This window comes from Streptomyces sp. NPDC048257 (assembly GCF_043201855.1).
In the GTDB taxonomy this organism is placed as follows: domain Bacteria; phylum Actinomycetota; class Actinomycetes; order Streptomycetales; family Streptomycetaceae; genus Streptomyces.
Genome location: NZ_JBICZI010000002.1, coordinates 72529 through 97704 on the forward strand (window position 1 = coordinate 72529; position 25176 = coordinate 97704).

Consider the following 25176-nt stretch of genomic DNA (forward strand, 5'->3'; position numbering starts at 1 on the left):
GATCAGCTCTTCGCCAGCAGGCCGCGGCTGCGCAGCACCCACCGCTCGACCGGGCTGAAGATCAGCAGGTCGATGGCGATGCCGACCACCAGGATCAGGATGATCGCGAGGAACACGCCCGGCAGGTCGATGTTGTTGCGGCCGTTCTCCAGCAACTGGCCGAGGCCCAGGCCCAGGTCCGGCGAGGAGGCGATGATCTCGGCGGCCATCAGCGAGCGCCAGGAGAAGGCCCAGCCCTGCTTCAGACCGGCCAGGTAGCCGGGCAGCGCGGCCGGCATCACGATGTGCCGGGCCCCGCGCAGACCGGTGGCACCCAGGGTGCGGCCGGCCCGCAGGTAGAGCGGCGGGATCTGGTCGATGCCGGAGACGAGGCCGTTGGCGATGGAGGGGACGGCGCCCAGCAGGATCACCGTGAACATCATCGCGTCGTTCAGGCCGAACCACAGGACGGCCGGCGGCACCCAGGCCACCGACGGCAGCGACTGCAGGCCCTGCAGGATCGGGCCGATGGCGGCGCGGACGAACTTCACCCGGGCGACGAGCAGGCCGAGCGGCGTGCCGATGGCCAGGGCCAGCAGGAAGCCGAGCAGACCGCGGGAGACGCTGGTCCAGATGACTTCGAGCAGCGTGCCCTTGAGCCACATGTCGGACAGGCTGTCCCACACCGCGGACAGCGCGGGCAGCTTGGTCTCCTCGGTGACCTCGGTCGCGACGAGGACCTGCCAGACCACGAGCACCAGGCTCACGGCCAGGACCGGCGGGAGGACCTTCTTGACGAGGATCTCCCGGACCGGGGTGCGGTGGGTCTGGACCGCGTCGAGCGCGTCGAGGCCCGCCTCCAGGCCGGCCAGGTCGTCGTTCTTGCCCGTGGCCTTCGGAGTGGTGTCAGTGCTGGCCATGGCGGCGGATCTCCCCACGCAGGTGTTCAGTGATCTCGAGGGACAGTTCCGCGACGTCCGCGTCCTCGATGCGGCGCGGCTGCGGGATGTCCACGGTCCATTCCTTCGCGACCCGGCCGGGCCGGGAGGAGAGCAGGACCACGCGCTGGGCGAGGCGGACGGCCTCGCGCACGTTGTGGGTGACGAACAGGACGGACAGCCCGGTCTCGGCCCAGATGCGGGTGAGCTCGCCGTGCAGCACGTCCCGGGTGATGGCGTCGAGCGCCGCGAACGGCTCGTCCATCAGCAGCAGCCGGCTGTCCTGGGCGAGGGCCCGGGCCAGGGCCACGCGCTGGCGCATACCGCCGGACAGCTCGTGCACGCGCTTGCCGTACGAGCCGCCGAGCCGGACCAGCTCCAGCAGCCGCTCGGCCTCCGGGCGGCGCTCGGCCTTGGCCACCCCGCGCAGGCGCAGGGCGAGTTCGATGTTCTTGCCCGCGGTCAGCCACGGGAAGAGGGCGTGCTCCTGGAACATCAGGGCCGGACGGCCGCCGGGGGTCGCGATGGACCCCGCGGACGGCTTGTCCAGACCCGCGACCAGGTTCAGCAGGGTGGACTTTCCACATCCCGAGGCACCCAGGATGGTGACGAACTCTCCGGGAGCGACATCGAGGCTGATGTCGTCCAGGACGAGCTGCGATCCGGCCGGGCCGGAGAAGGACTTCGAGACGTGCTCGATGCGGGCAGCGTGCGTCTGCTCCGCGACGGAGCCCTCGGCAGCCTTGGCAAGTGTGGTGGCCATGGTCGTCACCTCCTGGGATTGCTGGATTGCGGGATTACTTGGCGCCGAGACCGGCGTCGGAGACCTCGGGCTTGCCGGCGGCCTTCAGCACCTTGTTCAGGAGCGTGAGGTCGTAGATGCCGGACAGTTCGGGCTGCTCGATGAGCTTGGCCTTGACCGCCCACTCCGACTGCGTCTTCAGCGTCGAGGCCAGCGGGTCGTCGGTGATCGCGATGCTGGGCCACGCCGGGTCGATGACCTTCGCGTCGAGCGGCTTGCCGCCCTCCGCCTCGAGCTTCGCGTTCGCGGAGGCCTTGGCCTTGTCCGGGTTGGCGTTGATCCACTCGTTGGTCTTCACGGTGCCCTTGAGGACCGCCTCGACCACGTCCGGGTGCTCCTTGAGGAACTTCTGGGACACGATGATGTTCGTGATCACGAACTTCTTGTCGGGCCACAGGTCGGTCTCGTCGAGGAGGACGGAGCCGCCTTCGGAGACGAGCTTGGAGGCCGTGGGCTCCGGCACCCAGGCGCCGTCGATCGAGCCCTGCTTGAAGGCGTCCGGGGTGACCTTGTTGTCCGTACGGACGACGGAGACGTCACCCTTGCCGGACTCCGGGTCGACGTTCCAGCCCTTGGTGCCGATCCAGTTGAGGAACGCGACGTCCTGCGTGTTCCCCTTCTGCGGGGTGGCGATCTTCTTGCCCTTGACGTCGTCCAGGGTCTTGATCTTGTCCGGGTTCACGACGAGCTTGACGCCGCCGGAGGCGGAACCGGAGATGATCCGCAGGTTCGAGCCCTTGGACTTCACGTAGCCGTTGATCGACGGCGAGGGGCCGATGAAACCGATGTCGAGAGAGCCGCCGTTGAGGGCTTCGATCTCGGAGGGACCGGCGTTGAAGGACTGCGGCTTGATCTTGGTGCCGTTCAGTTCCTTCTCGATGAGGCCTTCCTGGAGGCCGACGAGCGCGGTGGCGTGCGTCAGGTTCGGGAAGTACCCGATGCGGACCTCGGCGGCGGAGAGCTTCTTGCCCGTGTCCGCGACGTCCGCGGCCTTCGGCTCGTCCTTCTTGGCCTCGGAGCCGTAGCCGCAGGAGGCGAGCGCACCGATCAGGAGCGGCAGGGCGGCAGCGGCGACGACGCTGCGGCGGAGGGTGGTGCGGGTGGTACGCGTCCGACGGGTGGTGGCGGTGGCAGGCACGGGAGGGCTTCCTCTCGTGACGGCGTCATCTCATGACGCACGTCTTCGTTTGTGGAGCAAGGGCGGGTACGGCTCGTGGGGGGTGTGGGCGCGCATGCGGTGCGCGTACGTCATCGCGCACATCGCGCCACCCCTCCCTGGCCGCTGCCGAGGGCGCCGCTGCCCACGCGGCCGCCCTCCTTCGCGAAGGTGGAGTAGATGTCGGGAAGCATGAGTTAGAAGTCCCAACCTTCCTCGTCGGCCTGGACGGTGGTCTCGGCCTTGGAGGCGAAGGACTCGCCCGCCATGCCTGCCGCCAGGGTGGTTCCGTCGGCCGGGTCGATCAGCAGGAAGGACCCGGTGCGGCGCGAGTCGGCGTACGCGTCGAGCGCCAGCGGCTCGGCGGTACGGACGACGACGCGGCCGATGTCGTTGGCCACCAGCTGCCCGGGGTTCGGGTGCTGGGACAGGTCGTCCAGGGTCAGCCGCGAGGGGATCTCCTTGACGATCGCCTTGACCGTGCGCGTCGTGTGCTTGATCAGCACCCGGGCGCCGACGGCCAGCGGCTGGTCGGCCACGTGGCAGACCGTCGCCTCGACGTCCTGCGTGGTGGCCGGGGCGCTCGCGGACGGCGCGATCAGGTCGCCGCGCGAGATGTCGATGTCGTCCTTCAGCCGCAGCGTCACCGACTGCGGGGCCCAGGCGATGTCCACGCTCTCGCCGAGCGCGTCGATGCCCTCGATGACCGAGGTCCGGCCGGACGGCAGGACGGTCACGGCCTCGCCGACGCGCAGCACGCCGGAGGCGATCTGGCCCGCGTAGCCGCGGTAGTCGGGGTGCTCGGCGGACTGCGGACGGATCACGTACTGCACCGGGAAGCGCGCCGGGCAGGCCGTGAGGTCGTGGCTGACCGGGACGGTCTCCAGGTGCTCCAGCACGGTGGGGCCGCCGTACCAGTCCATGTTGGCGGAGGCGTCCACCACGTTGTCGCCGGCCAGCGCCGAGATCGGGATCGCGGTGATCTCCGGGACGCCCAGGTCCGAGGCGTACGCGGTGAACTCCTCGGCGATCGCCGCGAAGACCGACTCCTGGTAGCCCACCAGGTCCATCTTGTTGACGGCCAGGACCACGTGCGGGACGCGCAGCAGCGCGGCCACGGCCGCGTGCCGGCGGGTCTGCTCGATCACACCGTTGCGGGCGTCGACCAGGACCACGGCCAGGTCGGCGGTGGAGGCGCCGGTGACCATGTTCCGGGTGTACTGCACGTGCCCCGGGGTGTCCGCGAGGATGAACCGGCGGCGCGCGGTGGCGAAGTAGCGGTACGCGACGTCGATGGTGATGCCCTGCTCCCGCTCGGCCCGCAGGCCGTCGGTCAGCAGCGCGAGGTCGGGGGCCTCCTGGCCGCGCTGGGCGGAGACGGCCTCGACGGCCTCCATCTGGTCGGTCAGGACCGACTTGGAGTCGTGCAGCAGCCGGCCCACCAGGGTGGACTTGCCGTCGTCGACGGAACCGGCGGTCGCGAAGCGCAGCAGCGTGGTCGCCGACAGATCGGCGAACTGCTCGGTGGTGCTGGTCATGTCTAGAAGTACCCTTCGCGCTTGCGGTCTTCCATCGCGGCCTCGGACATCTTGTCGTCGGCGCGGGTCGCGCCCCGCTCGGTGAGGCGGGAGACGGCGATCTCGGCGATCACGGCGTCCAGCGAGGCGGCGTCGGAGTCGACGGCGCCGGTGCAGGACATGTCACCGACGGTGCGGTAGCGGATGAGACGCGTCTGCGGCGTCTCGCTCTCCTTCGGACCGCCCCACTCGCCGGCCGTCAGCCACATGCCGCCCCGCTGGAACACCTCGCGCTCGTGGGCGAAGTAGATCTCCGGCAGCTCGATGCCCTCGCGGGCGATGTACTGCCAGACGTCCAGCTCGGTCCAGTTCGAGAGCGGGAAGACGCGCACGTGCTCGCCGGGGGCGTGGCGGCCGTTGTAGAGCTGCCACAGTTCGGGGCGCTGGCGGCGCGGGTCCCACTGCGAGAACTCGTCGCGGAGGCTGAACACCCGCTCCTTGGCGCGGGCCTTCTCCTCGTCGCGCCGGCCGCCGCCGAAGACGGCGTCGAACTTGAGGCTCTGGATCGCCTCCGTCAGCGGCACGGTCTGCAGCGGGTTGCGGGTGCCGTCGGGACGCTCGCGCAGCTTGCCCGCGTCGATGTACTCCTGGACGGAGGCCACGTGCAGGCGCAGACCGTGCTTCTCGACCGTGCGGTCGCGGTACTCCAGCACCTCGGGGAAGTTGTGGCCCGTGTCGACGTGCAGCAGCGTGAACGGCACCGGGGCCGGCGCGAACGCCTTCAGCGCCAGGTGCAGCATGACGATGGAGTCCTTGCCGCCGGAGAAGAGGATCACCGGCTTCTCGAACTCGCCCGCCACCTCGCGGAAGATGTGCACGGCTTCGGACTCCAGCGCGTCGAGGTGCGACAGCGCGTACGGGGCGTCGGAGCCGGAATCGGTGTGCGGGTGTGCGGCCGTGGTCATGCCAGACCCCTCTCGGTGAGCAGCGCGTGCAGGGCCGAAGCCGACTCCTGCACGGTCTGCGTGTGCGACTCGATACGCAGGTCCGGGGACTCCGGCGCCTCGTACGGGTCGTCGACCCCGGTCAGACCGGAGATCTCGCCCGCCGCCTGCTTGGCGTACAGGCCCTTGACGTCACGCTCCGAGCAGACCTCGACCGGGGTGGCCACGTGGACCTCCAGGTACGAGGTGCCCTCGGCGGCGTGCCGCTTGCGGACGGCCTCACGGCTGTCCGCGAACGGTGCGATCACCGGCACCAGCGCCTTGACGCCGTTGCTCGCGAGGAGCTCGGCGACGAAGCCGATCCGCTGCACGTTGGTGTGCCGGTCCTCGCGGGTGAAGCCCAGGCCGGCGGAGAGGAACTCGCGGATCTCGTCCCCGTCGAGCACCTCCGCGCGGTGGCCCTCGGCGCGCAGCCGCTCGGCCAGCGCGTAGGCGATGGTGGTCTTGCCCGCGCTCGGCAGCCCGGTCAGCCACACGGTGGCGCCCTGGTCGCTCACGCTCATCTGCTTCTCCGTCAGTTCTCTGCTGTCCGTCATCAGCCGTGCAGTCCGCACTCGGTCTTGCCCAGCCCGGCCCAGCGGCCGGCCCGCGCGTCCTCGCCCTCGGCGACGCGGCGCGTGCAGGGGGCGCAGCCGACGGAGGCGTAACCGTCCATCAGCAGCGGGTTGGTGAGTACGCCGTGTTCGGCGACGTACGCGTCCACGTCGTCCTGGGTCCAGCGGGCGATCGGGGAGACCTTGACCTTCTGCCGCTTCTCGTCCCAGCCGACCACCGGGGTGTTCGCCCGGGTCGGGGACTCGTCGCGGCGCAGGCCCGTGGCCCACGCGGTGTAGGCGGTCAGGCCCTCTTCCAGCGGCTTGACCTTGCGCAGCGCGCAGCACAGGTCGGGGTCCCGGTCGTGCAGCTTCGGGCCGTACTCGGCGTCCTGCTCGGCGACGCTCCGGCGCGGGGTGAGGGTGATGACGTTGACGTCCATCACCGCCTCGACCGCGTCACGGGTGCCGATGGTCTCCTCGAAGTGGTAGCCCGTGTCGAGGAAGACCACGTCCACACCGGGGAAGACCTGCGAGGCCAGGTGCGCGACGACCGCGTCCTCCATGGAGGAGGTCACGGCGAACCGCTTGCCGAAGGTGTCGGCCGCCCAGCGCAGGATGTCCGATGCGGAGGCGTCCTCCAGGTCCCGGCCCGCCTGCTCGGCCAGCGCCTTGAGTTCCCCGGCTGTGAGACGCCTGTCCTGAGTGGTGGTCATATCCCGTCCCCTCCCGCTGATTCCGACTGGACACCCCGGGCCAGCAGCCCGAGGTACTTCAGCTGGAAGGCTCGGTTGCAGGCCCTGCATTCCCACGCGCCGTGGCCCGTCTCGTTGGGAAACAGGTCCTCGTCGCCGCAGTACGGGCAGTAGAACGGTGCGGCGCGCTCGCTCACGAGAGGCTCTTCTCGTCCGCGCGGGCGACCCACGCCGCGAAGCGCTCGCCGTCCTCGCGCTGCTCCTCGTAGTGCCTGACGACCCGCTCGACGTAGTCGGGCAGACCGGCCGCGGTGACCTTGAGGCCGCGGACCTTGCGGCCGAAGCCGGCCTCCAGGCCGAGGGCGCCGCCCAGGTGGACCTGGTAGCCCTCCACCTGGTTGCCGTCGTCGTCCAGGACCAGCTGGCCCTTGAGACCGATGTCCGCCACCTGGATACGGGCGCAGGCGTTCGGGCAGCCGTTGATGTTGATGGTGAGCGGCTCGGCGAAGTCCGGCAGGCGGCGCTCCAGCTCGTCGATCAGCGAGGCGCCGCGCGCCTTGGTCTCGACGATGGCCAGCTTGCAGAACTCGATGCCGGTGCAGGCCATCGTGCCGCGGCGGAACGGGGACGGCTTGACCCGCAGGTCCAGCGCCTCCAGCGCCTCGACGACCGAGTCGACCTGGTCGGCCTCGATGTCGAGCACGATCATCTTCTGCTCGGCGGTGGTGCGCAGGCGGCCGGAGCCGTGCTGCGCGGCCACGTCCGCGATCTTGGTCAGGGTGGCACCGTCGACGCGGCCCACGCGGGGCGCGAAGCCGACGTAGAACTTGCCGTCCTGCTGCTGGTGGACGCCCACGTGGTCGCGCCACTGGCCGCTCGGCTGCGCGGGCGCGGGGCCGTCGGTCAGCTTGCGCTGCAGGTACTCGTCCTCCAGGACCTGGCGGAACTTGGCCGGGCCCCAGTCGGCGACGAGGAACTTCAGGCGGGCGCGGTTGCGCAGCCGGCGGTAGCCGTAGTCACGGAAGATCGAGATGACGCCCTCGTAGACGTCCGGGACCTCGTCGAGCGAGACCCAGGTGCCCAGGCGCACACCCAGCTTGGGGTTGGTGGAGAGGCCGCCGCCGACCCAGACGTCGAAGCCGGGGCCGTGCACGGGGTGGTTCACGCCCACGAACGCGATGTCGTTGATCTCGTGCGCCACGTCGAGCAGCGGCGAGCCGGAGATCGCGGACTTGAACTTGCGGGGCAGATTGGAGAAGTCCTTGTTGCCCACGATGCGGCGGTAGATCTCGTCGATGGCGGGCGTGCCGTCGATGATCTCGTCCAGCGCGATGCCGGCGACGGGCGAGCCGAGGATGACGCGGGGCGTGTCACCGCAGGCCTCGGTGGTCGAGAGGCCGACGGCCTCCAGCCGGCGCCAGATCTCCGGGACGTCCTCGATCCGGATCCAGTGGTACTGCACGTTCTGGCGGTCGGTGAGGTCGGCGGTGCCGCGCGCGAACTCCTCGGAGATCTCGCCGATCACACGGAGCTGTTCGGTGGTCAGCCGGCCGCCGTCGATGCGGACGCGCAGCATGAAGTACTCGTCGTCCAGCTCCTCCGGCTCCAGGATCGCGGTCTTGCCGCCGTCGATCCCGGGCTTGCGCTGGGTGTACAGGCCCCACCAGCGCATACGGCCGCGCAGGTCGTTGGGGTCGATCGAGTCGAAGCCGCGCTTGGAGTAGATCGTCTCAATGCGTGTCCGCACGTTGAGACCGTCGTCGTCCTTCTTGAACTGCTCGTTGCCGTTGAGGGGCGTGTGGTGTCCGACGGCCCACTGGCCCTCACCGCGGTGACGGCCGGTCTTGCGGCGCGCGGCGGCTGCGGGTGCGGCTGCGGGCGTTTCGGGGGTGGCGGCCATGGCGGTACGTCCTTCTTCGGCGGCTCGAGGCAAGGGCAGGGGGAGGCGGCGGCGCTCCCCTGCGGGCTCGGCGGCTCCGAGCGGGTGTGGCTGATTCCCGCTCCGCGCCGGGGTTGCCGGCGGGCAGGGCGGTACTACGGCCTCAGGGGGCTAGCGGGTGATCGGCGCGTCCGCGGCGGCGGGGACGACGGCGATGTGCGGCGTGGCTGGTTCCGTCAGCGCGCCGGACAGATGGCGCTGGACATGCGGCCGAGGTCGACGTGCCGCCGACTCACCAAGGCAATTCCAGCTCCATTCATGGCGGAAGCGTGTCATGTGCCGATTGGAGGAGTCCACTACTGTCCAGGATCCGGACGAACTCGTCCCACATCATGGGACGACGTGACGGGGGTCACGCACCGAAGGCCTGCGGGGCTTGATTTCAGCCCCTCGGCGTTTGAGGAGCGGGGGCTCGGGGGCGGAGCCCCCGCGGCGGCGCCGCACCCGGCGGGCCCCCGCGGCCCCGGAGGGGCTACGCGCCGGGCCAGGGGCCGGGGGCCGGGGTGTCTTCCTTCTCTTCCGTCTCCGTCTTGAAGACCTTGAAGCCGCGCCGCTCGTAGTTGCTCATCGCCGTCGGGCCGTCCTGGCTGCACGTGTGGACCCAGACCCGGCGGGTCCGCTCCCGTTCCGGCCAGCGCTCCGCGAGGGACCACGCCCGGTCGACGCCCACCGACAGCAGGTGCCCCCCGATGCGGCGGCCGCGGAAGTCGGGGAGGAGACCGAAGTACATGATCTCCACCACACCGTCGTCCTGCGGGTCGAGCTCCACGTACCCGGCCGGCGTGCCCCGGTCGTACGCCACCCACGTCTCCACGCCCGACCGGCCCAGCTGCTCCACCCACTGCGCGCGGGTCAGGGACAGCCGGTCCGTCCAGTGGATGTCGCCGCCCACCGACGCGTACAGGAAGCGGCTGAACTCGGGGGAGGGGACCTCCGACCGCACGATGGATATCTCCGGGCCCGCCGGAGCCGCCGGGACGAGGTCCGCCGGAGAGGTCATCTCCAGCGACCAGGTGGTGAGGGTAAGGGTGCTCATGCAGCTCAGGGAACCATGCCGGGTCCCGTCCGGCCCAGGCGGGCCCGGACCACCGCCGGGGCCGTGGAGTGCGGGAGCAGCGCCGCCGGGTCCCGGGGGCGGATCAGCTCCACCTCCACGTCCTCCGCGAAGCGGTACGGCCGGTGGGCGAGGACGCCCGCCAGGTGGCGGCGTACCCGGGACAGCTCCGCCCGGACCGTCACCGTGCGCGTAGGGTCCCCGAACAGCTCCTCGGCCAGCTCCGCCGCCGAGCGCCCCCGCGGGCTCTCCGCCAGCAGGAACAGCAGCTCCGCGTGGCGCGGGCTCAGCTCCTGCGACCAGCTCCCGGAGGGCCCGTACACCGTAGCCGACCAGCAGCGCGCCCGGCTGAGGTCCAGGACGATCCGGGTCGCCGCCGCACTCGCACGGTCCGGCGCGACCCGCAGCAGCCAGCCGCCGGGCAGCGCCTCCACCACGCACTCCCCGAGCGGTGGCACCCACACCCGGCCCGGACCGAAGGTCTTCGGCAGCGGGATCCGGTCCGCCGGGGCCAGGCCCGTCACCGCCGCCGTCCAGCCGTTCCGGTCCACCGCCAGCGCCCGCCCCGGCAGCCGCGCCAGCAGGGGGGCCGCCACCGTCCGCAGCCGCTCGAGCGACTCCAGGTGCCGCAGCCGCAGCTCCCGCTCCGCGAGCCGGGCCACCGAGCTCACCCACGCCAGGGTCGCCGGGTGCATGGTGGCCAGCGGCCCGCTGACGTCGACCACGCCCAGCAGCCGCCCGTCCCGCGGGTCCCGTACGGGCGCCCCGGCGCAGGTCCAGTCGTGGTGGCTGGAGACGAAGTGCTCGGCCGAGAACACCTGCACCGGGCGCCGGGCCACCAGGGCGGTGCCCACCCCGTTCGTGCCGACGACGGCCTCGTCCCAGTCGGCCCCGACCGCGAAGCCGAGCCGGTCCGCCTTGCGCAGGATGGAGGAGTGGCCCTCCCGCCACAGCAGCCGGCCGTCCGCGTCCGCGACGACCATGATGTGCAGGGCCTCGTCCAGGGCGGGCAGCAGCCCCTCGCGCAGCACCGGCAGGATCTCCCGCAGCGGCGACACGTGCCGCCGCTCCTCGGTCTCGGCGGCCGACAGCATCCGTGAGCGCGCGTCCCGGTCCGGGTGCACCCCGCCGGCCAGCATCCGGCGCCACGATTCCGCGATCTCCGGTCTCGGCGCGGCCGGCGGGCGGTCCCCGGCCAGCGCCGCCGCCCTCACCCCCTTGAGGAGACGCGCCGCCGCCCGCGCGTCCATGGCCGAGATGCGTGCCACATCGACCGTGCTGCCTGTGGTGTCGGCCACCGGAACCTCCCCGTGCGAACAGGACGTACGACGCAAGCCGCCCGGGCGGACCGCGCACAACGCTTCCCCGGGCACCCCGACGGACGGCTGCCGACTCAAAGGTTGCAACGGTCTGCAACCCTCGCCAAGTCCCGGTCGGCCGACCGAAACTGTCCGGACGCCGCAGAGCGGCGTCCGGCTCCTCCTCGGGGCTTCGGATCAGGGGTGGTGCCGAGTCGGCGCGGCGCCACCCCTGTACCGGTCGACGGGCCCGGATCCCGGCCGGGAGCGGTTTGGGGACCGCGGTGGAGCCCGACGAGGGCTCCCTCCTAGCCCGTGATCCGCGCCCGTTCCACCACCGCACGCAGGTCCAGGCTGTGCGGCAGCGTGCCGAAGGCCGTACCCCAGTCACCGCCCAGCCGTGAGGCGCAGAAGGCGTCCGCGACCTCCGGCGGGGCCCACCGCACCAGCAGCGATCCCTGGAGCACCAGCGCCATGCGCTCGACCACGCGGCGGGCCCGCGCCTCGATGCCCTCCAGGTCGGCGAGATCCGTCAGCAGGTCCTTGATGGCCGAATCCAGCCGGTGGTCGGCGCCCCGGGCCAGGCCCACCTCCTGGAGGAAGGCGTTGAGCGCCTGCGGCTCCCGCTGGAGGGCGCGCAGTACGTCCAGCGCCTGCACGTTGCCCGAGCCCTCCCAGATGGAGTTGAGCGGGGATTCGCGCAGCAGTCTCGGCAGCCCCGACTCCTCTACGTAGCCGTTGCCCCCCAGACATTCCAGGGCCTCCGCCACCATCGGCGTACAGCGCTTGGTCACCCAGTACTTGGCGGCGGGCACCGCGAGGCGCAGGAAGGCCTTCTCCTGCTCGGTCCCGGCGTCGTACGCGGCCGCGAGGCGCAGGGTCAGCACGGTTGCCGCCTCCGACTCCAGGGCGAGGTCGGCGAGGACATTGCGCATCAGCGGCTGGTCGATGAGCGGTGCTCCGAAAGCAGAGCGGTGCTCCGTGTGGTGCACCGCCTGCGTCAGCGCCTGCCGCATCAGCGAGGCCGAGCCGATGACACAGTCCAGCCGGGTCGCCGCGACCATCTCGATGATGGTCCGCACCCCCCGGCCCTCCTCACCGACCCGCCGCGCCCAGGTCCCGTCGAATTCCACCTCGCTCGACGCGTTCGACTTGTTGCCCAGCTTGTCCTTCAGCCGCTGGATCGCGAAGACGTTGCGCGTCCCGTCCGGCAGCACCCGTGGCACCAGGAAGCACGTCAGCCCGCCCGGTGCCTGCGCCAGCACCAGGAAGCCGTCGCACATCGGAGCCGAGCAGAACCACTTGTGCCCGGTCAGCAGGTACTCGCCGGACGCGTCCAGCGGCACCGCGGCCGTCGTGTTCGCCCGTACGTCGCTGCCGCCCTGCTTCTCCGTCATCCCCATGCCGAAGAGCACACCGGCCTTCTCGGCGGCCGGCCGCAGCCCCTGCTCGTACACGTGCGAGGTCAGCCGCGGCTCCCACTCGGCGGCCAGCGACGGATCGGCGCGCAGCGCGGGCACCGCCGCGTGCGTCATCGAGATCGGGCAGCCGTGCCCCGCCTCGGCCTGCGACCAGACGAAGAACCCGGCGGCGCGGCGCAGATGCCCGGCCGGACGCCCCCAGGCGTCGGTGAGCCCGGAGGCCACGGCGTGCCCGAGCAGCCGGTGCCAGGCCGGGTGGAAGTCCACCTCGTCGATCCGGTTGCCGTACCGGTCGTGCGTCCGCAGCTTGGGCGGATTCTCGTTCGACTGCACACCCCATTCCTGGGCCTGGGCGGAACCGGCCGCGCGACCGAGGTCCGTGAGCTCCTGCCTTACCTCGCCGCGGAGTTCGGGAGCGGCGGCTGCGAGGTGGCGTTCGACGCCCTCGGTCAGGGCCCGATCGCCCCCGTAGACGTCGTAGCCCACCAGGGGCGGGGCCTGGTTGCTGACTGTGTGGGTGGTGGCTGCCATGCGGATACCGTAAGGACGTGCAGCCAGCAAAAGAAACACCCGAGCGGATCCCAGGACGGCTCCACCGGGCCCGCGCCCTCTACCGCAACGTCTCGAAGCGGAAAATGGGCTGGCTGCTGCTGAAGGACACCGTCAACTCGTGCATCGAGTACCGGATCCTCGGGCTCGCGGCCGAGGCGGCCTTCTTCACGCTGCTCTCGCTGCCCCCGCTCTTCCTGGGTCTGCTCGGACTGCTCGGCTACGTGGACGGCTGGACCGACACCCGGACGGTCGAAAGCATCGAGGAGAACATCCTGCGGGCGGTCGGCACTGTCCTGTCCGACCGGGGCGTCAACGACATCGCACGGCCCCTGCTCGACGACGTCACCGGGCGCGGCCGCCCCGACCTGATCTCGCTCGGTTTCGCCTTCGCCCTCTGGTCGGGATCGCGCGCCGTCAACGTCTTCATCGACACGATCACCGTGATGTACGGGCTCGACGGCCACCGCGGCATCGTCAAGACCCGGCTGCTGGCCTTCCTGCTCTACATCATCGCGCTGCTGATCGGCGCGATCGTGCTGCCGCTGATGGTGGTGGGCCCGGACGCGGTCGTCCGGCTGGTGCCCTGGGGCACCGAAGTGATCGCGGTCCTGTACTGGCCGACCGTGACCCTGCTGTCCATCGCCTTCCTGACGACGCTCTACCACGTGTCCGTGCCCGTGCGCTCGCCGTGGATCGAGGACGTGCCGGGGGCGCTGGTGGCCCTCGCGATGTGGGTGCTGGGCTCGTTCCTGCTGCGCATCTACCTCACCAACACCGTGGAGGGCCCGACGATCTACGGATCGCTGGCCGCGCCCGTGGCCGTGCTGCTCTGGATCGGCATCTCGGCCTTCGCGGTGCTGGTCGGCGCCGCCGTCAACGCCGCGATCGACCGCGTCTGGCCCTCGGTGGCCACCGCGTCGGCGCGCGAGGCGAACGAGCGGGCGCGCGAGGCGGAGGCCGCCCAGCTGATCGCGCGGGCCGCCGCCTGGCGGGCGATGGCGGAGGGCGAGTCGGAGGACGACGAGGACGAAGGGATGCCGTCGGAGTTCCCGGAGCGGTGGTCGAAGTTCCTGCCGCCCGAGGACTACCACTCCCGGTTGCGCAAGCACTGAGGGACCGAGGGAGCGAGGGCGCGACGCACCGAGGAACCGCTACACCGGTGCCTTCACGCCCCAGGCGGTGAGCAGGCCGGGGGAGAGCGCGGCGCAGTCCGGCGAGTCCAGGTAGCGGATCGCCGCGTCGATCTCCCCGTCGTCGACCAGCCCGGTGGCCGTCATGGGCTCCCGCGCCCGGTCCCACGTACCGGCCCAGAAACGGCTGATCGGGCTGCCGGGCAGCAGCGGCGGGACGAGGATCTCGGCCCCCACGGACAGCAGACCGGCCTCCCGCAGGTGCACGGGGTAGTCCGGCACCCAGGAGACGTCGGTGCCCAGGCTGTCCCGCAGCCCCTCCCACATCGCCCGCATCACCCGGCCGTACGTGGTCGTGGGCGCGGCGGGGGTGGTCAGGTCGACCGCGTCGCCGAGGACCAGGACACCGCCCGGGGCGACCAGGGAGGCGAGCTTGCCGATCATCCTCGGCCAGTTCCGCAGGTGCATCAGGACGAACCGGGCGTGGACCAGCCGGAACTGCCCCGGGCTGAAGTCCAGGGCGGTGATGTCCGCCTCCAGGGGCGTGAGCCCGGGCGCCGGGTGGGCCCTGAGGAAGGCCGTGTCCCGGTCGACGGCCAGCACCTCCGTGACCCCGGCCCGGTCCAGGAGCAGCCGGGAGACCGTGCCCGTGCCCGCGCCCACGTCCAGGCAGCGCCAGCCCGGTCCGGCGCCCAGCGCGCGCAGCCGCGCCAGGGTGAAGTCGTCGTAGGCCAGCGCGCCGAGGTCGATGCGGTCGTCCTCGCCCGCCAGCTCCGGCCGGAACACCGCCTCGCCGTAGCGGCCGCCGGCCGCCCCGTCGGGACGCGGCGGCGGGTCGTCGTCGGGTGGATTCACGGCCGGACCTCTTCACGGGGCGGGGAAAGGGGACGGACGCGGCCCGCATCGGCGCCGCCGCCCCACCGATCCTCCACCGGCACCCACCCGCCCGACCGAGGCGCGCCGGGCCTGATCCGAAAGAGACGACCTGAGGGCTGTCCCGTAATCCCCGGTGGATCGGCGCACGGCGTCAGATGCGGTGCATCGCAAGGCGGAGGAGCGTCCTCATACTGTGCGTGTTCGGGCGTTCCGGCAACGCAGCGAGGTGCCGTAGCTGTCGTCGTGCGCCCGCCGGGGATTGAGGGACAGCCCTTAGCCTGGAGGGGTGTACGAGGAAGCTCCGTCGGCGGTCGTTCCCGGGGCCGTGCTGTGGCGGGCCACCGCGGGCGGCGGCGGGATGGTGCTGCCCGACGGCTGCATGGACCTGCTGTGGGCCGACGGGCGGCTGCTGGTGGCCGGACCCGACACCGGGCCGCATCCGGCCGGGGAGGTCCCGGGCGGCGCCTTCGCCGGGATCCGGCTCGCTCCCGGCACCGCCCCCGCGCTGCTCGGCGTACCGGCGCACGTGCTGCGGGACCGGCGCGTCGAGCTGACCGGGCTGTGGCCCGCCCGCGAGGTGCGCCGGCTGACCGGGCTGGTCGAGGGGTACGTCGAGGAGTACGGGGACGCGCGCGCCGGACTCGAGGCGCTGGCCCGGACCCGCGCGGCCGGGGCCGCGGCCACGTCCCCGGACCCGCTGGTCGCGGAGGTCGTGGCCCGGCTCCGTGCGGGGGAGGCGGTGGCCGCGATCGCCCGCGCCGTCGGTGTCGGCGAGCGGCAGCTGCACCGGCGCTCGCTCGACGCCTTCGGGTACGGCCCGCGCACCCTCGGCCGCATCCTGCGGCTGCGCCGCGCCCTGGCCCTGGCCCGCGCGGGCTTGCCGTACGCCGAGGTCGCCTGCGTCGCCGGGTACGCCGATCAGGCGCATCTCGCCCGTGAGGTGCGGGCGCTGGCCGGGACGACCCTGCGGGCCTATGCCGCCGGAGCCGAGGGGGCGAAGAGCGAGACCCCGGAGCCGTCCGGGTCGAGGACGACGGCGTAGCGCTGGCCCCAGAACGCATCCCACGGCTTCAGGTGTCCCGTGTGCCCGGCGGCGGTCAGTTCGGCGTACAGGGCGTCCACCTCGGCGGGGGAGTCGCACAGGAAGGCCAGGTCCCGGCGGGCGTCGCCGGTGGGCGCGGTCCAGGACGGGTCGAAGGAGCGGACGGTGTCCTCCGTGTCCCACGCGATCCGCAGGCCGCCGGGCAGCGCGGCCTCCACGTGCGGCAGGCCGTCGGCCTCGGCCGGGACGTCCAGCCCGAGGCGGCGGTAGAAGGCGAGCGAGGCGGCCATGTCGGAGACCACCATGCCGATCAGGTCGAGTCGAGGAGTCATGGCAGCAGGCTAGGCGGGCACCGGGCGCCCGTCTTGAACGAATCGGACACGCGCCGGGTGGTGTCGCCCGCGCCGCGCGAGGGCCGTCCCGGCGGCAGCGGCCGCGACACCCCACCGTCGTAGGCTTCCGCCGTGAACGACACCACACACGACATACGGATCAGGCCGGGTGGCCCGGCCGACGCACCGGCCGTCCTGGACATGCTCGACGCCGCGGTGACCTGGATGAACGCGCGCGGGAACACCGAGCAGTGGGGCACCACCCCGTACTCGCAGAAGCCCGGCGGGGTGGCCCGGGTCCAGCGGTACACGACCGAGAACACCCCGTACGTTGCGGAGTTGGACGGCGCGCCCGTCGGAGCCCTGGTGCTGGACTCCGGGCCCAGCCCGCAGATGCCGATCGCGCCGGCCGCCGAACCCGAGCGGTACGTAAGGCTGTTGGTCTCCGACCGGCGGCTCGCCGGTCTGGGCATCGGGGCGGCGCTGCTGGCGCACGCCGCCGAGGAGACCCGGCGGGCCGGCGTCGGGCTGCTGCGGGTCGACTGCTGGGCGGGTGGCGGGGGCGAACTCGTCGCGTTCTACGAGCGCAACGGTTTCACCCCCACCGAGCGCTTCCTGTCCGACGCCTGGCCGGGACAGGTACTGGCCCGCCGCATCGGCTGACGGAACGGCGCGCGAAGGACGCGCGAAGGACGCGCGAGGGCCGTGAGAAGGACGCGCGAGGGCCGTGCGAAAGACGCGTGGAAAAGAAGTGGCCGCGGCGGGAACGAGCTTGTTACGGTGGGTCCGTTCCCGCCGACCGGTGGGGAACGACCAGCTCGTGCATGGACCCGGAGGTGTTCGTTGATGACTGTCATTGCGCAGGGCGCTGCCCGCACTCAGAAGACCGTCAATGTCACTTCTGTGGTCTCCGGCTGACCTCACACCTCTTCGCGCGCCGCCGCTGAGCGAGCGCACGCGGCCGGGGCCACCCTGTGAAGGGTTCCCCTTGTCTTTCTCCGCTTTCCCGTCCTTCCCGCAGACCTCGCTTCCGCACGCCCTCGCCGCCTTCGGCTGGGACGACGCCTGGGAGGCCGAGTTCGCCCCGTACGCCGAGCAGGGCCTGCTGCCCGGCCGGGTCGTCCGCGTCGACCGCGGCCAGTGCGACGTCATGACCGCGGACGGCATCGTCCGTGCCGACACCGCCTTCGTCACCCCCCACGACCCGCTCCGGGTCATCTGCACCGGCGACTGGGCCGCCGTCGAGACGGCGGGCAACAACCCGCGCTACGTCAAGGCGTACCTGCCGCGCCGGACCGCCTTCGTACGGTCCACCTCCTCGCAGCGGTCCGAGGGACAGATCCTCGCCGCCAACGTCGACCACGCCATCATCGCCGTCTCCCTCGCCGTCGAGCTGGACCTGGGGCGCATCGAGCGCTTCCTCGCCCTGGCCTGGGAGTCGGGGGCGCAGCCGCTGGTCGTGCTGACCAAGGCCGACCTGGTCCCGGACGCGGCCACGCTCGGGCACCTGGTCCAGGACGTGGAGGCCACCGCGCCGGGCGTCCAGGTGCTGACCGTCTCCTCCGTCACGGGGGAGGGCACGGACATCCTGGCCGCGGTCGTCGGCGACGGCACCAGCGTGCTGCTCGGCATCTCGGGCGCCGGCAAGTCCACCCTGGCCAACGCGCTGCTCGGCGCCGAGGTCATGGAGGTGCAGGAGGCGCGCGAGGTCGACGGCAAGGGCCGTCACACCACCACCACGCGCAACCTACTCGCCCTGCCCGGCGGCGGCGTCCTCATCGACACCCCCGGACTGCGCGGCGTCGGGCTCTGGGACGCCGAGACCGGCGTCGGCCAGGTCTTCTCGGAGATCGAGGAGTACGCGGAGCAGTGCCGCTTCCACGACTGCGCCCACGAGGCGGAGCCGGGGTGCGCGGTGCTGGCCGCGGTGGACTCCGGCGAGCTCGCCGAGCGTCGCCTGGAGAGCTACCGCAAGCTCCTGCGGGAGAACCAGCGCATCGTCGCCAAGACGGACGCCCGGCTGCGGTCGGAGATCCGCCGTGACTGGCGCCTGAAGTCGGCGGAGGGCCGCGCCAACTACGTCGCGAAGCGTGGCGGCCGGTCCTGAAACGCGTCCGGGGGCGGGGCGGCCGTTGCCGAGACCCCGCCACCGGACGTCCCGGGCGTTGTCGTCGATTCCCGTTGCCGGGCGGCCTGCGGTCTTCGCCGGCGGCCCGGCCGGGCGAGGTGACGCCCTCGAAAACGGCCTGCTCACCGGCTCGCTTCAACGCCACCGACCGCGATCAGGACGCCGAGCTCGAACGCCTCCTGAAGCTCGGGGCGCGCCCGGCTGGCATCGGCCGGAGCGGCGAGGAGCCGTGGCACGTCCTCGCCGACCCCGAGGGCAATGAGTTCTGCCTGCTCAAGGCCCGCCTCGATCCGCTCTGACGGCCTGCCGCGCGCTGTGCGTGATCTGCCGGAGCGAGGAGAGGGCGTACCCGGCCGTCACGTACCCCGCGGCGATCGACAGGGGACCGAGCGCGGCCAGGACCAGCAGGGTGGACGACACCAGCGGGTCCCGGGGCTCCTGCCGAGGGGCCGGCAGCGCCGCGGGCGCCAGGACGACCTCGGTTTCCGCACGCAGTTCGAAGACCGGATCGTTGCCCCTGCTCACGGCCTGTACCGCGAGCAGGTGGACCACGGCCAGCAGCACCGTGCCCGCCATCATGAACACCCCGCCGTAGAGGCAGGTGAGGCGTAAGCGGGTCACGGATCGCCGCTGCGGCGAGGACCGCTCACCGGCCACGGCGTCGACGACGACGTGGCCTCTGGCTCCCCTGGCTCGGATCGGCACCGGCGCTTCCCCCCTGAAGGCGTGACAGGTATCCAGCCCCCACTGTCGCCCCTTTGCCCCTAAGCGGAGCGTCAGCACACGGGCGGTCAGATCCCCCACGCGTGGACGCGCTCCGGATGGATCCGGATCACCTCCGGGCTGAAGTGGGGGCCCAGTTCGTGCGGGCCCGTCTCCAGCGCGGCGCGGCCGCGGATCTCGATGCCCCGCACCCGCCACGGGCCGGTGCTCACCACGTCGTCCACGACGAGGGACAGGCGGGGGTTCCCGTGCAGGTTGCGCCACTTCTTCGTCGTGCCCATCGCCATCCCGCCCACCAGGACCGTCCCGTCCTCCTGCGGGAAGAACCCCACCGGGTTCGCCTGCGGCTGCCCGGCCGCGTCCACCGTGGCAAGGCGGCCCAGGTGCTGGGAGCGCAGGTACGCCAGCTCCGCCTCGCTGAAACCCTTGAAGTCCGTCATACCGCCAAGCCTCGCAGCCCCGGCCGCCCCACCACATCGGGCCACAGCCCTACGCCGGGCGACGTACTCCACCGCACCGACGGCTACTGCGCCACCACCGCCCCCACCCACGCCCCGACCACCATCAGGCACGCGAACAGCTCCACCAGCACGCTCGTCCCCACCGCCCGCATCACCGCCCGCACCGACGCCCAGGCCTCGCCGTGCGTCCCCAGGCGGAGCCGCTCGCAGAGGTAGATGCCGCCCACGAAGCCCGGTACCGCCCCCAGTACCGGGATCAGGACGAAACCCAGGAGCGCCCCGGCCCCCGCGAACACGGCCATCCGGGAGGTGACCCCCAGGCCCCGCAGCCGCCGCGGCGGCAGCTGCCACTTCACCACCTGGACCACCACCAGCAGGGCCGTCGCCGCCACCAGCAGGGACCACGCCGGCGCCGACCGCACGTGCAGCGCCCACCACAGCAGCCCGGCCCACACCAGCCAGGTGCCCGGCACACCCGGGATCAGCACTCCGACCACCCCGAGCAGCAGCACCAGCCCCACCAGGAGCAGCTGAGGCAGATCCATCTGCTCAGCCTGACCGACCAGGGGCTATCGGGCCACCCAGCCACGCTCGAACGCGTGCCAGCCCAGTTGCAGCCGCGTGGTCGCCCCGGACAGCTCCATCAGCCCCTTGACGCGCCGCTGCACCGTCCGCAGCCCCAGCTCCAGGTGCTTCGCCACGCTCGCGTCGGTCATGCCCGCCAGGAGCAGCGAGAGGATCTCCAGATCGGTCGCGTCGGGGCTGCCCCCGGACTCCTCCGCCGAGCCGGCCGCCCCCAGCCGCAGCGGCAGCGACTCCCGCCACACCGCCTCGAACAGGCCGGTCAGGGATTCCAGCAGCCCCGACGCGTGCACCACCAGCGCCGCCGGCTCCGCCCCGCGAGCCGTCAGCGGGACCATGGCGAGGGCCCGGTCCGCGATCACCAGCTTCGTCGGGACCCGCTCCGTCACCCGGACCTGTTCGCCCCGGGCCAGCGCCGTCGACGCCTCCCGGATCCCGCTCGGCAGGCTCAGTACCTCCCGCTCGATGACCACCCGGTAGTCGACCCCGCGTACGGAGGCCCGGTCCTCCGCCTCGTTGTCCGTGCCCGTCACCACCTGCGGCCGGCCCGTGACCAGCGCGCACACCTCCTTCTCCGCGCCCAGCTGGAGCTGGTGGAAGCGGTGCGACACCGCGCTCGCGCCCTGCACCACCTCCACGAGGTCGTGCACCGCGGGCTCGGACGCCTCCGCCCGGTACTCCTGCGCCAGCAGCGCCGCCGCCAGCTCCGCCTGCTCCAGCTCGTGCCGCTGCTGGGTCAGCAGCGCCCCGAGGGCCACCCCCGGCGGGGCCGCCACCCAGCGCCCGGGCCGGGCCGAGGACTGCGCCGCCAGCCCGTGCCGCTCCAGATGACGCAGGGCCCGTTCGGTGTGCGGGACGGGCAGGGTCAGCCGGTGCGCGAGGTCGGGTACCTCCGCCGCACCCAGCGCGACCAGCGCGCGGTACGCCGACTCCTGGCCCTCGTCCAGGCCTATGGCACCCAGCAACCCGCCCACCCACCTTTCGACACGCGCCTGGCGGGAAGCGGCCACGGCGCAAACCCGCCGCGGACATCATCGCCGCACCCGGCGCCACTCTGCCAAGGTGACGCCACCGCAGCACCAACATCCGCTGGCCAGAAGCCATTTACGCGGCGCTTTCGCCGTGCAATGCAGTAGTTGGCCGGAATTCACCTGGGGAGAGCGATGCGTCCGATATCGCGTACGGCACTCGGGGCGGCCACCGCGGCCGTCCTGGCTGTCACCGCCGTCGGCCCGTCGACGGCGCAGCCGGCCGACGGAGCGCCCGGAGCGGGAAAGAGACCACTCGCCGGCAGCGAGGCGGCCGGCAAGCAGCCCACGGCCCCCGTCGCGGTGACCCTGGTCACCGGTGACCGGATCCTGGTGTCCACCGACGCCGCCGGCCGCACCGCCGCCACCGCGATGCCGCGCGCGGACGGCACCCAGCCGCTCGTGCAGACCCGGCAGTCGGGCAAGGACCTGTACGTCTACCCCGAGGGCGCGGTCAAGGCGCTCGCCGCGGGCCGCGTCGACCACGAGCTCTTCAACGTCACCGGCCTCGTCCGGCAGGGCTACGACGACGCGCACACCAAGAAGCTGCCGCTCATCGCGGTCTACGACGGTTCCGTCAACGTGGCGCGCAGCGCCCCGCCCGCGCCCCGCGGCACCGACCGCTCGCTCGTCCTCGGCTCCATCGGGGCCGTCGCGCTCTCCGCCGACAAGGAGCAGGCCGCCGCCTTCTGGTCCGATGTCACCGGTACGGACGCCCGCGCGCGCTCCGTCTCGGGCGGGCTGAAGAAGCTGTGGCTGGACGGCAAGGTCCAGGCGAACCTGGAGCGCTCCACGAAGCAGGTGGCCGCCACCGCGGCCTGGGCCGCCGGATACGACGGCAAGGGCACCAAGGTCGCCGTCCTCGACACCGGAACGGACCTGGACCACCCCGACCTCAAGGGCCGGGTCTCCATGTCGAAGAACTTCACCGACTCCGACACCGACGCGGACCGGCAGGGCCACGGCACCCACACCATCTCCACCGTCGGCGGCTCCGGCGCCGAGAGCGGCGGCGCCAAGAAGGGCGTGGCCCCCGGCGCCGAACTGCTCAGCGGCAAGGTCCTCAACGACGGCGGCTACGGCCTGGACTCGTGGATCATCGCGGGCATGGAATGGGCCGTCGAGTCCCAGGCCGACGTGGTCTCCATGAGCCTCGGCGACCCCTCCCAGACCGCCTGTGACGACCCGCTCGCCGCGGCCGCCGAACGGCTTTCCCAGCAGGGCCCGCTGTTCGTGATCGCCGCCGGCAACTCGGGCCCCGGCAACAACACGGTCTCCTCGCCCGGTTGCGCCGCCTCCGTACTGACCGTGGGCGCCGTCGACCGGGACGACCGGACGGCCGCCTTCTCCAGCCGTGGCCCGGCCGGACTCCAGCACACCCTCAAGCCCGAGATCGCCGCCCCCGGCGTCGGGATCTCGGCCGCCGCCGCGGGCGGCCGCGGGGTGTACGCCTACCAGTCCATGTCCGGCACCTCGATGGCCACCCCGCACGTCGCGGGCGCCGCCGCCATCGTCAAGCAGCGCCACCCCGACTGGACCGCCCGGCAGATCAAGGCCGCCCTCGTCGGCTCCGCGAACACCGGGGTCCCCGGCGACGTACGGGAGACCGGCGGCGGCCGCCTCGACGTGAGGGCCGCGATCGGCACCACCGTCACCGGCGCACCCGCCGTCCAGGGCGGCACGTACAACTGGCCGCAGGACCACAGCGACCGCACCACGGTCGAGGTCCCGTACACCAACACGGGCAAGAGCCCCGTCACCCTGAACCTGGCCGTCGAGAAGGTCACCGGCAACGACGGCTCGGCCGTCCGCAGCCAGGTGGCCCGCCCGGAGCGGCGTACGGTCACCGTCCCGGCCGGAGCCACCGTCGAGGTGCCGCTCGCCCTCGACCCGGCGGCCACGCTGGAGCGCTCCCAGTACGGGGACGTCACCGGCCGCGTCGTCGCCACGGCGAACGGCGTGCGGGTCTCCACCCCCTTCTCGCTCTACGTCGAACCCGAGACGGTGACCCTGCGCGTCAAGCTCGTCGACCGTGCGGGCAAGCCGGCCGCCGGACCCTCCTCGCTGGACGTGATCGGCACCGACGACGCCACCGGCGAGCGCCGCTTCAACGAGGGCTCCGTGGACCAGGTCTACCGGGTGCGCCCGGGCGCCTACTTCCTCTCCGCCTTCGTCGCCACCCCCGACGCCGGGGCGGGCGCGGAGCTGATCGACTCCCTCACCTACCTCGGCCGCCCCCAGGTCGAACTGAAGAAGGACACCACCGTCGTTCTGGACGCCCGTAAGGCCGGGCGCCTGGAGATCGCCGCCGACAAGCCGGTCGAGGCCCGCAACACCACCCTCGGATTCGCCCGCAGCTGGGACGACGCCTGGCTGCACGCGGGCACCGCCATGGGCGGCCGCACCATCCGCGGCTTCTACGCCTCCGTCGAAGGCCGGCCCAAGGACGGCGACTTCGAATTCGCGTCCTACTGGCGGGCGGCCGCGCCGCTCGTCTCCGAACTGAAGGCCGTCGGCGGACCGGTGCTGCACCCGATCACCGCGTCCACCGGCAGCGACAACCTCGACGGAACCGGCAGCGCGCCGCTCGTCGACGCGGGCTCCGGCACCCCGCAGGAACTCGCCGCGGCGGGTGCCGAGGGAGCCGTCGTCCTGGTGAAGGCGGCCGACGGCGCCCTGTCCGAGGTCGCGCAGAACGCGCAGGCCGCCGGCGCCAAGGCGGTCCTCGCCCACCGCGAGGCGCCGGGCCGCTGGACCGGTTTCACCGGTTACGCGGGCGGTGCACTGCCCGCGCTGACCATCGAGGCCGCCGAGGCGAAGGCGCTGCTGGCCGGGCTCGCGGCCGGCAAGGTCACGCTGTCGTGGAAGGCCGAGGCGAACAGCCCGTACGTCTACTCCCTCGCCCTCCCCGAGACCGGAGAGATCAAGGGCGCGGGCCACACCCACCGGGTGCGCGACCGCGACCTCGGGCAGACCGAGACCACCTACAACTCCATGGGCGTGGCAGCCGACTTCATCGACCTCGCCGGCGCCTACCGGCCGATCGGCTCCGCCGTCTACTTCGGCGGCATCGAGACCGTCGCGGCTCCCGGCCGGCGGACCGAGTACCACTCCGCCGGGGACACCGCCTGGGACCAGCTGCTCTCCAGCAGCTTCCCCTGGGGCGAGTTCATGGTCGGCGAGCAGCGCACCTACACCAAGGGCCGCAAGGACAGCGCCACCTGGTACGACGGGATCACCGGCCCGGTCGCACCGCGCGACCTCGCGGGCAAGGAGACCCTCGCCGCCGAGCGGCAGGGCAACCTGATCGGCTTCGCCCCGGCCATGTGGGGCGACAGCGGCCACGCCGCGCAGCCGGGCTCCTTCGGCGACATCGGCTCACTCGTGCTCAAGCGGGGCGGCGAGGTCGTCGGGGAGAGCTGGTACCCGTTCGGGGTCTTCGAGGTTCCGGCCGAGGAGGGCCGCTACGAGCTGACCCAGTCCATCGAGAAGATCGGCCCGCCCGCCCGGGTCTGGCAGCGTTCCACCGCGGTGCAGACCACCTGGGGCTTCACCTCGAAGCTCGACGCGGCGGCCTACTCGCAGGGGCTGGGGATCCTCTTCCCGCGGTACACGGCCCCGCTGGACGGGATGAAGACGATCGCGGCGGCGAACGGCCAGAGCATCGGGCTGGCCGTCACCGGCCACGCGGGCTACACGCCCGGCGCGCTGAAGTCGGTGAAGCTGTCCTACTCCTACGACGGTGAGAACTGGACGCAGGCCAGAACCAGCGAGCACGGCGGCCGGTGGAGCGCGGTCGTCGACCACGCCGGAGCCTCCGGCAAGCCCGTGTCGCTGAAGGCCGAACTGACCGACGCGAAGGGCGCCGCGGTCACCCAGACGGTCGTGCGGGCGTACGACGTGCGCTGATCCGTACGGCCGGAGCAGGAAGGGTCCCCCGGACGGCGGTCCGGGGGACCCTTTTCGCGCATTCGGCGTTTTCCGCC

24 protein-coding genes and 1 pseudogene are annotated in these 25176 nt (G+C 72.4%); 6 read left to right on the forward strand and 19 right to left on the reverse strand.

Annotated features, from left to right (window positions below):
• Nucleotides 1-2: 2 nt before the first annotated feature.
• From ACGFZK_RS04410 to ACGFZK_RS04470, 13 genes are all read right to left on the reverse strand, one after another.
• Nucleotides 3-899: an ABC transporter permease gene (locus ACGFZK_RS04410; protein WP_393847334.1), complete on the reverse strand. Its 897-nt coding sequence runs from the start codon at nt 897-899 to the stop codon at nt 3-5.
• Nucleotides 886-1680, reverse strand: a complete 795-nt coding sequence (locus ACGFZK_RS04415) for an ABC transporter ATP-binding protein (protein ID WP_393847335.1) — start codon at nt 1678-1680, stop codon at nt 886-888. Before ACGFZK_RS04415 ends, ACGFZK_RS04410 begins: the two co-directional genes overlap by 14 nt.
• Before the next feature lie 34 nt (nt 1681-1714).
• Entirely contained in the window at nt 1715-2857 is a 1143-nt protein-coding gene (locus tag ACGFZK_RS04420) for an aliphatic sulfonate ABC transporter substrate-binding protein (RefSeq protein ID WP_393847336.1), read from the reverse strand.
• A 215-nt stretch (nt 2858-3072) separates the two neighbouring features.
• The gene (locus ACGFZK_RS04425; protein ID WP_393847337.1) at nt 3073-4413 is read right to left on the reverse strand and encodes a sulfate adenylyltransferase subunit 1; all 1341 of its coding nucleotides are present in this window, start codon (nt 4411-4413) and stop codon (nt 3073-3075) included.
• A gap of 2 nt (nt 4414-4415) precedes the next feature.
• On the reverse strand, nt 4416-5357 hold the full coding sequence (cysD, locus tag ACGFZK_RS04430) for a sulfate adenylyltransferase subunit CysD (protein ID WP_393847338.1): 942 nt from the start codon (nt 5355-5357) through the stop codon (nt 4416-4418).
• Nucleotides 5354-5899: an adenylyl-sulfate kinase gene (gene cysC / locus ACGFZK_RS04435; protein ID WP_393847851.1), complete on the reverse strand. Its 546-nt coding sequence runs from the start codon at nt 5897-5899 to the stop codon at nt 5354-5356. The genes cysD and cysC overlap by 4 nt, the downstream gene beginning before the upstream one ends.
• A gap of 32 nt (nt 5900-5931) precedes the next feature.
• Entirely contained in the window at nt 5932-6645 is a 714-nt protein-coding gene (locus ACGFZK_RS04440; RefSeq protein WP_393847339.1) for a phosphoadenylyl-sulfate reductase, read from the reverse strand.
• Complete coding sequence (locus ACGFZK_RS04445) at nt 6642-6821, reverse strand: hypothetical protein (protein ID WP_393847340.1); 180 nt, start codon at nt 6819-6821, stop codon at nt 6642-6644. Before ACGFZK_RS04445 ends, ACGFZK_RS04440 begins: the two co-directional genes overlap by 4 nt.
• Nucleotides 6818-8524 carry a nitrite/sulfite reductase gene (locus ACGFZK_RS04450; protein ID WP_393847341.1) on the reverse strand — a complete coding sequence of 569 codons (1707 nt, stop codon included), beginning with the start codon at nt 8522-8524 and terminating at the stop codon, nt 6818-6820. The genes ACGFZK_RS04445 and ACGFZK_RS04450 overlap by 4 nt, the downstream gene beginning before the upstream one ends.
• A 215-nt stretch (nt 8525-8739) precedes the next feature.
• Nucleotides 8740-8823, reverse strand: coding sequence for a putative leader peptide (locus tag ACGFZK_RS04455; protein ID WP_312847410.1), 84 nt, complete (start codon nt 8821-8823; stop codon nt 8740-8742).
• Nucleotides 8824-9035: 212 nt separating this feature from the next.
• Nucleotides 9036-9599: a GNAT family N-acetyltransferase gene (locus ACGFZK_RS04460; RefSeq protein ID WP_393847342.1), complete on the reverse strand. Its 564-nt coding sequence runs from the start codon at nt 9597-9599 to the stop codon at nt 9036-9038.
• Nucleotides 9600-9604: 5 nt separating this feature from the next.
• Nucleotides 9605-10867: a GAF domain-containing protein gene (locus ACGFZK_RS04465; protein WP_393847852.1), complete on the reverse strand. Its 1263-nt coding sequence runs from the start codon at nt 10865-10867 to the stop codon at nt 9605-9607.
• Nucleotides 10868-11223: 356 nt separating this feature from the next.
• Entirely contained in the window at nt 11224-12867 is a 1644-nt protein-coding gene (locus ACGFZK_RS04470) for an acyl-CoA dehydrogenase family protein (protein WP_393847343.1), read from the reverse strand.
• 17 nt (nt 12868-12884) lie between these two features.
• On the opposite strand from ACGFZK_RS04470, the gene ACGFZK_RS04475 reads away from it, so the two are divergent.
• Entirely contained in the window at nt 12885-14000 is a 1116-nt protein-coding gene (locus ACGFZK_RS04475; protein WP_393847344.1) for a YihY/virulence factor BrkB family protein, read from the forward strand.
• Between the two features lie 39 nt (nt 14001-14039).
• Here the strand turns inward: ACGFZK_RS04475 and ACGFZK_RS04480 are convergent, their stop codons facing one another.
• The gene (locus tag ACGFZK_RS04480) at nt 14040-14873 is read right to left on the reverse strand and encodes a class I SAM-dependent methyltransferase (protein WP_393847345.1); all 834 of its coding nucleotides are present in this window, start codon (nt 14871-14873) and stop codon (nt 14040-14042) included.
• A 307-nt stretch (nt 14874-15180) separates the two neighbouring features.
• Here ACGFZK_RS04480 and ACGFZK_RS04485 point away from each other — a divergent pair, with 307 nt between their 5' ends.
• Entirely contained in the window at nt 15181-15936 is a 756-nt protein-coding gene (locus ACGFZK_RS04485) for a helix-turn-helix domain-containing protein (RefSeq protein ID WP_393847346.1), read from the forward strand.
• On the opposite strand, the gene ACGFZK_RS04490 is transcribed toward ACGFZK_RS04485, so the two are convergent.
• Nucleotides 15867-16268, reverse strand: a complete 402-nt coding sequence (locus ACGFZK_RS04490; RefSeq protein WP_393847347.1) for a VOC family protein — start codon at nt 16266-16268, stop codon at nt 15867-15869. The two genes, ACGFZK_RS04485 and ACGFZK_RS04490, sit on opposite strands and share 70 nt — an antisense overlap.
• 132 nt (nt 16269-16400) lie before the next feature.
• Between ACGFZK_RS04490 and ACGFZK_RS04495 the strand changes: the two genes are divergently transcribed.
• The 3 genes and pseudogenes from ACGFZK_RS04495 to ACGFZK_RS04505 form a co-directional block, all read left to right on the forward strand.
• A complete protein-coding gene (locus tag ACGFZK_RS04495) occupies nt 16401-16931 on the forward strand; it encodes a GNAT family N-acetyltransferase (protein ID WP_393847348.1) in 531 nt (176 codons plus the stop codon).
• A gap of 325 nt (nt 16932-17256) precedes the next feature.
• A complete protein-coding gene (gene rsgA, locus ACGFZK_RS04500; protein WP_393847349.1) occupies nt 17257-18375 on the forward strand; it encodes a ribosome small subunit-dependent GTPase A in 1119 nt (372 codons plus the stop codon).
• Between the two features lie 104 nt (nt 18376-18479).
• A pseudogene (locus tag ACGFZK_RS04505) lies at nt 18480-18695 on the forward strand (VOC family protein); the annotation flags it as partial.
• Here the strand turns inward: ACGFZK_RS04505 and ACGFZK_RS04510 are convergent.
• The 4 genes from ACGFZK_RS04510 to ACGFZK_RS04525 all read right to left on the reverse strand — a co-directional run bounded on the left by ACGFZK_RS04510 (nt 18670) and on the right by ACGFZK_RS04525 (nt 21127).
• On the reverse strand, nt 18670-19017 hold the full coding sequence (locus ACGFZK_RS04510; RefSeq protein WP_393847350.1) for a hypothetical protein: 348 nt from the start codon (nt 19015-19017) through the stop codon (nt 18670-18672). The pseudogene ACGFZK_RS04505 and the gene ACGFZK_RS04510 sit on opposite strands and share 26 nt — an antisense overlap.
• Nucleotides 19018-19187: 170 nt before the next feature.
• Nucleotides 19188-19559: a PPOX class F420-dependent oxidoreductase gene (locus ACGFZK_RS04515; protein WP_393847351.1), complete on the reverse strand. Its 372-nt coding sequence runs from the start codon at nt 19557-19559 to the stop codon at nt 19188-19190.
• An 83-nt stretch (nt 19560-19642) separates the two neighbouring features.
• A complete protein-coding gene (locus tag ACGFZK_RS04520; RefSeq protein ID WP_393847352.1) occupies nt 19643-20125 on the reverse strand; it encodes a DUF456 domain-containing protein in 483 nt (160 codons plus the stop codon).
• Nucleotides 20126-20149: 24 nt separating this feature from the next.
• On the reverse strand, nt 20150-21127 hold the full coding sequence (locus ACGFZK_RS04525) for a helix-turn-helix domain-containing protein (protein WP_393847353.1): 978 nt from the start codon (nt 21125-21127) through the stop codon (nt 20150-20152).
• Between the two features lie 198 nt (nt 21128-21325).
• Between ACGFZK_RS04525 and ACGFZK_RS04530 the strand changes: the two genes are divergently transcribed.
• The gene (locus tag ACGFZK_RS04530; protein WP_393847354.1) at nt 21326-25099 is read left to right on the forward strand and encodes a S8 family serine peptidase; all 3774 of its coding nucleotides are present in this window, start codon (nt 21326-21328) and stop codon (nt 25097-25099) included.
• Nucleotides 25100-25176: the final 77 nt, after the last annotated feature.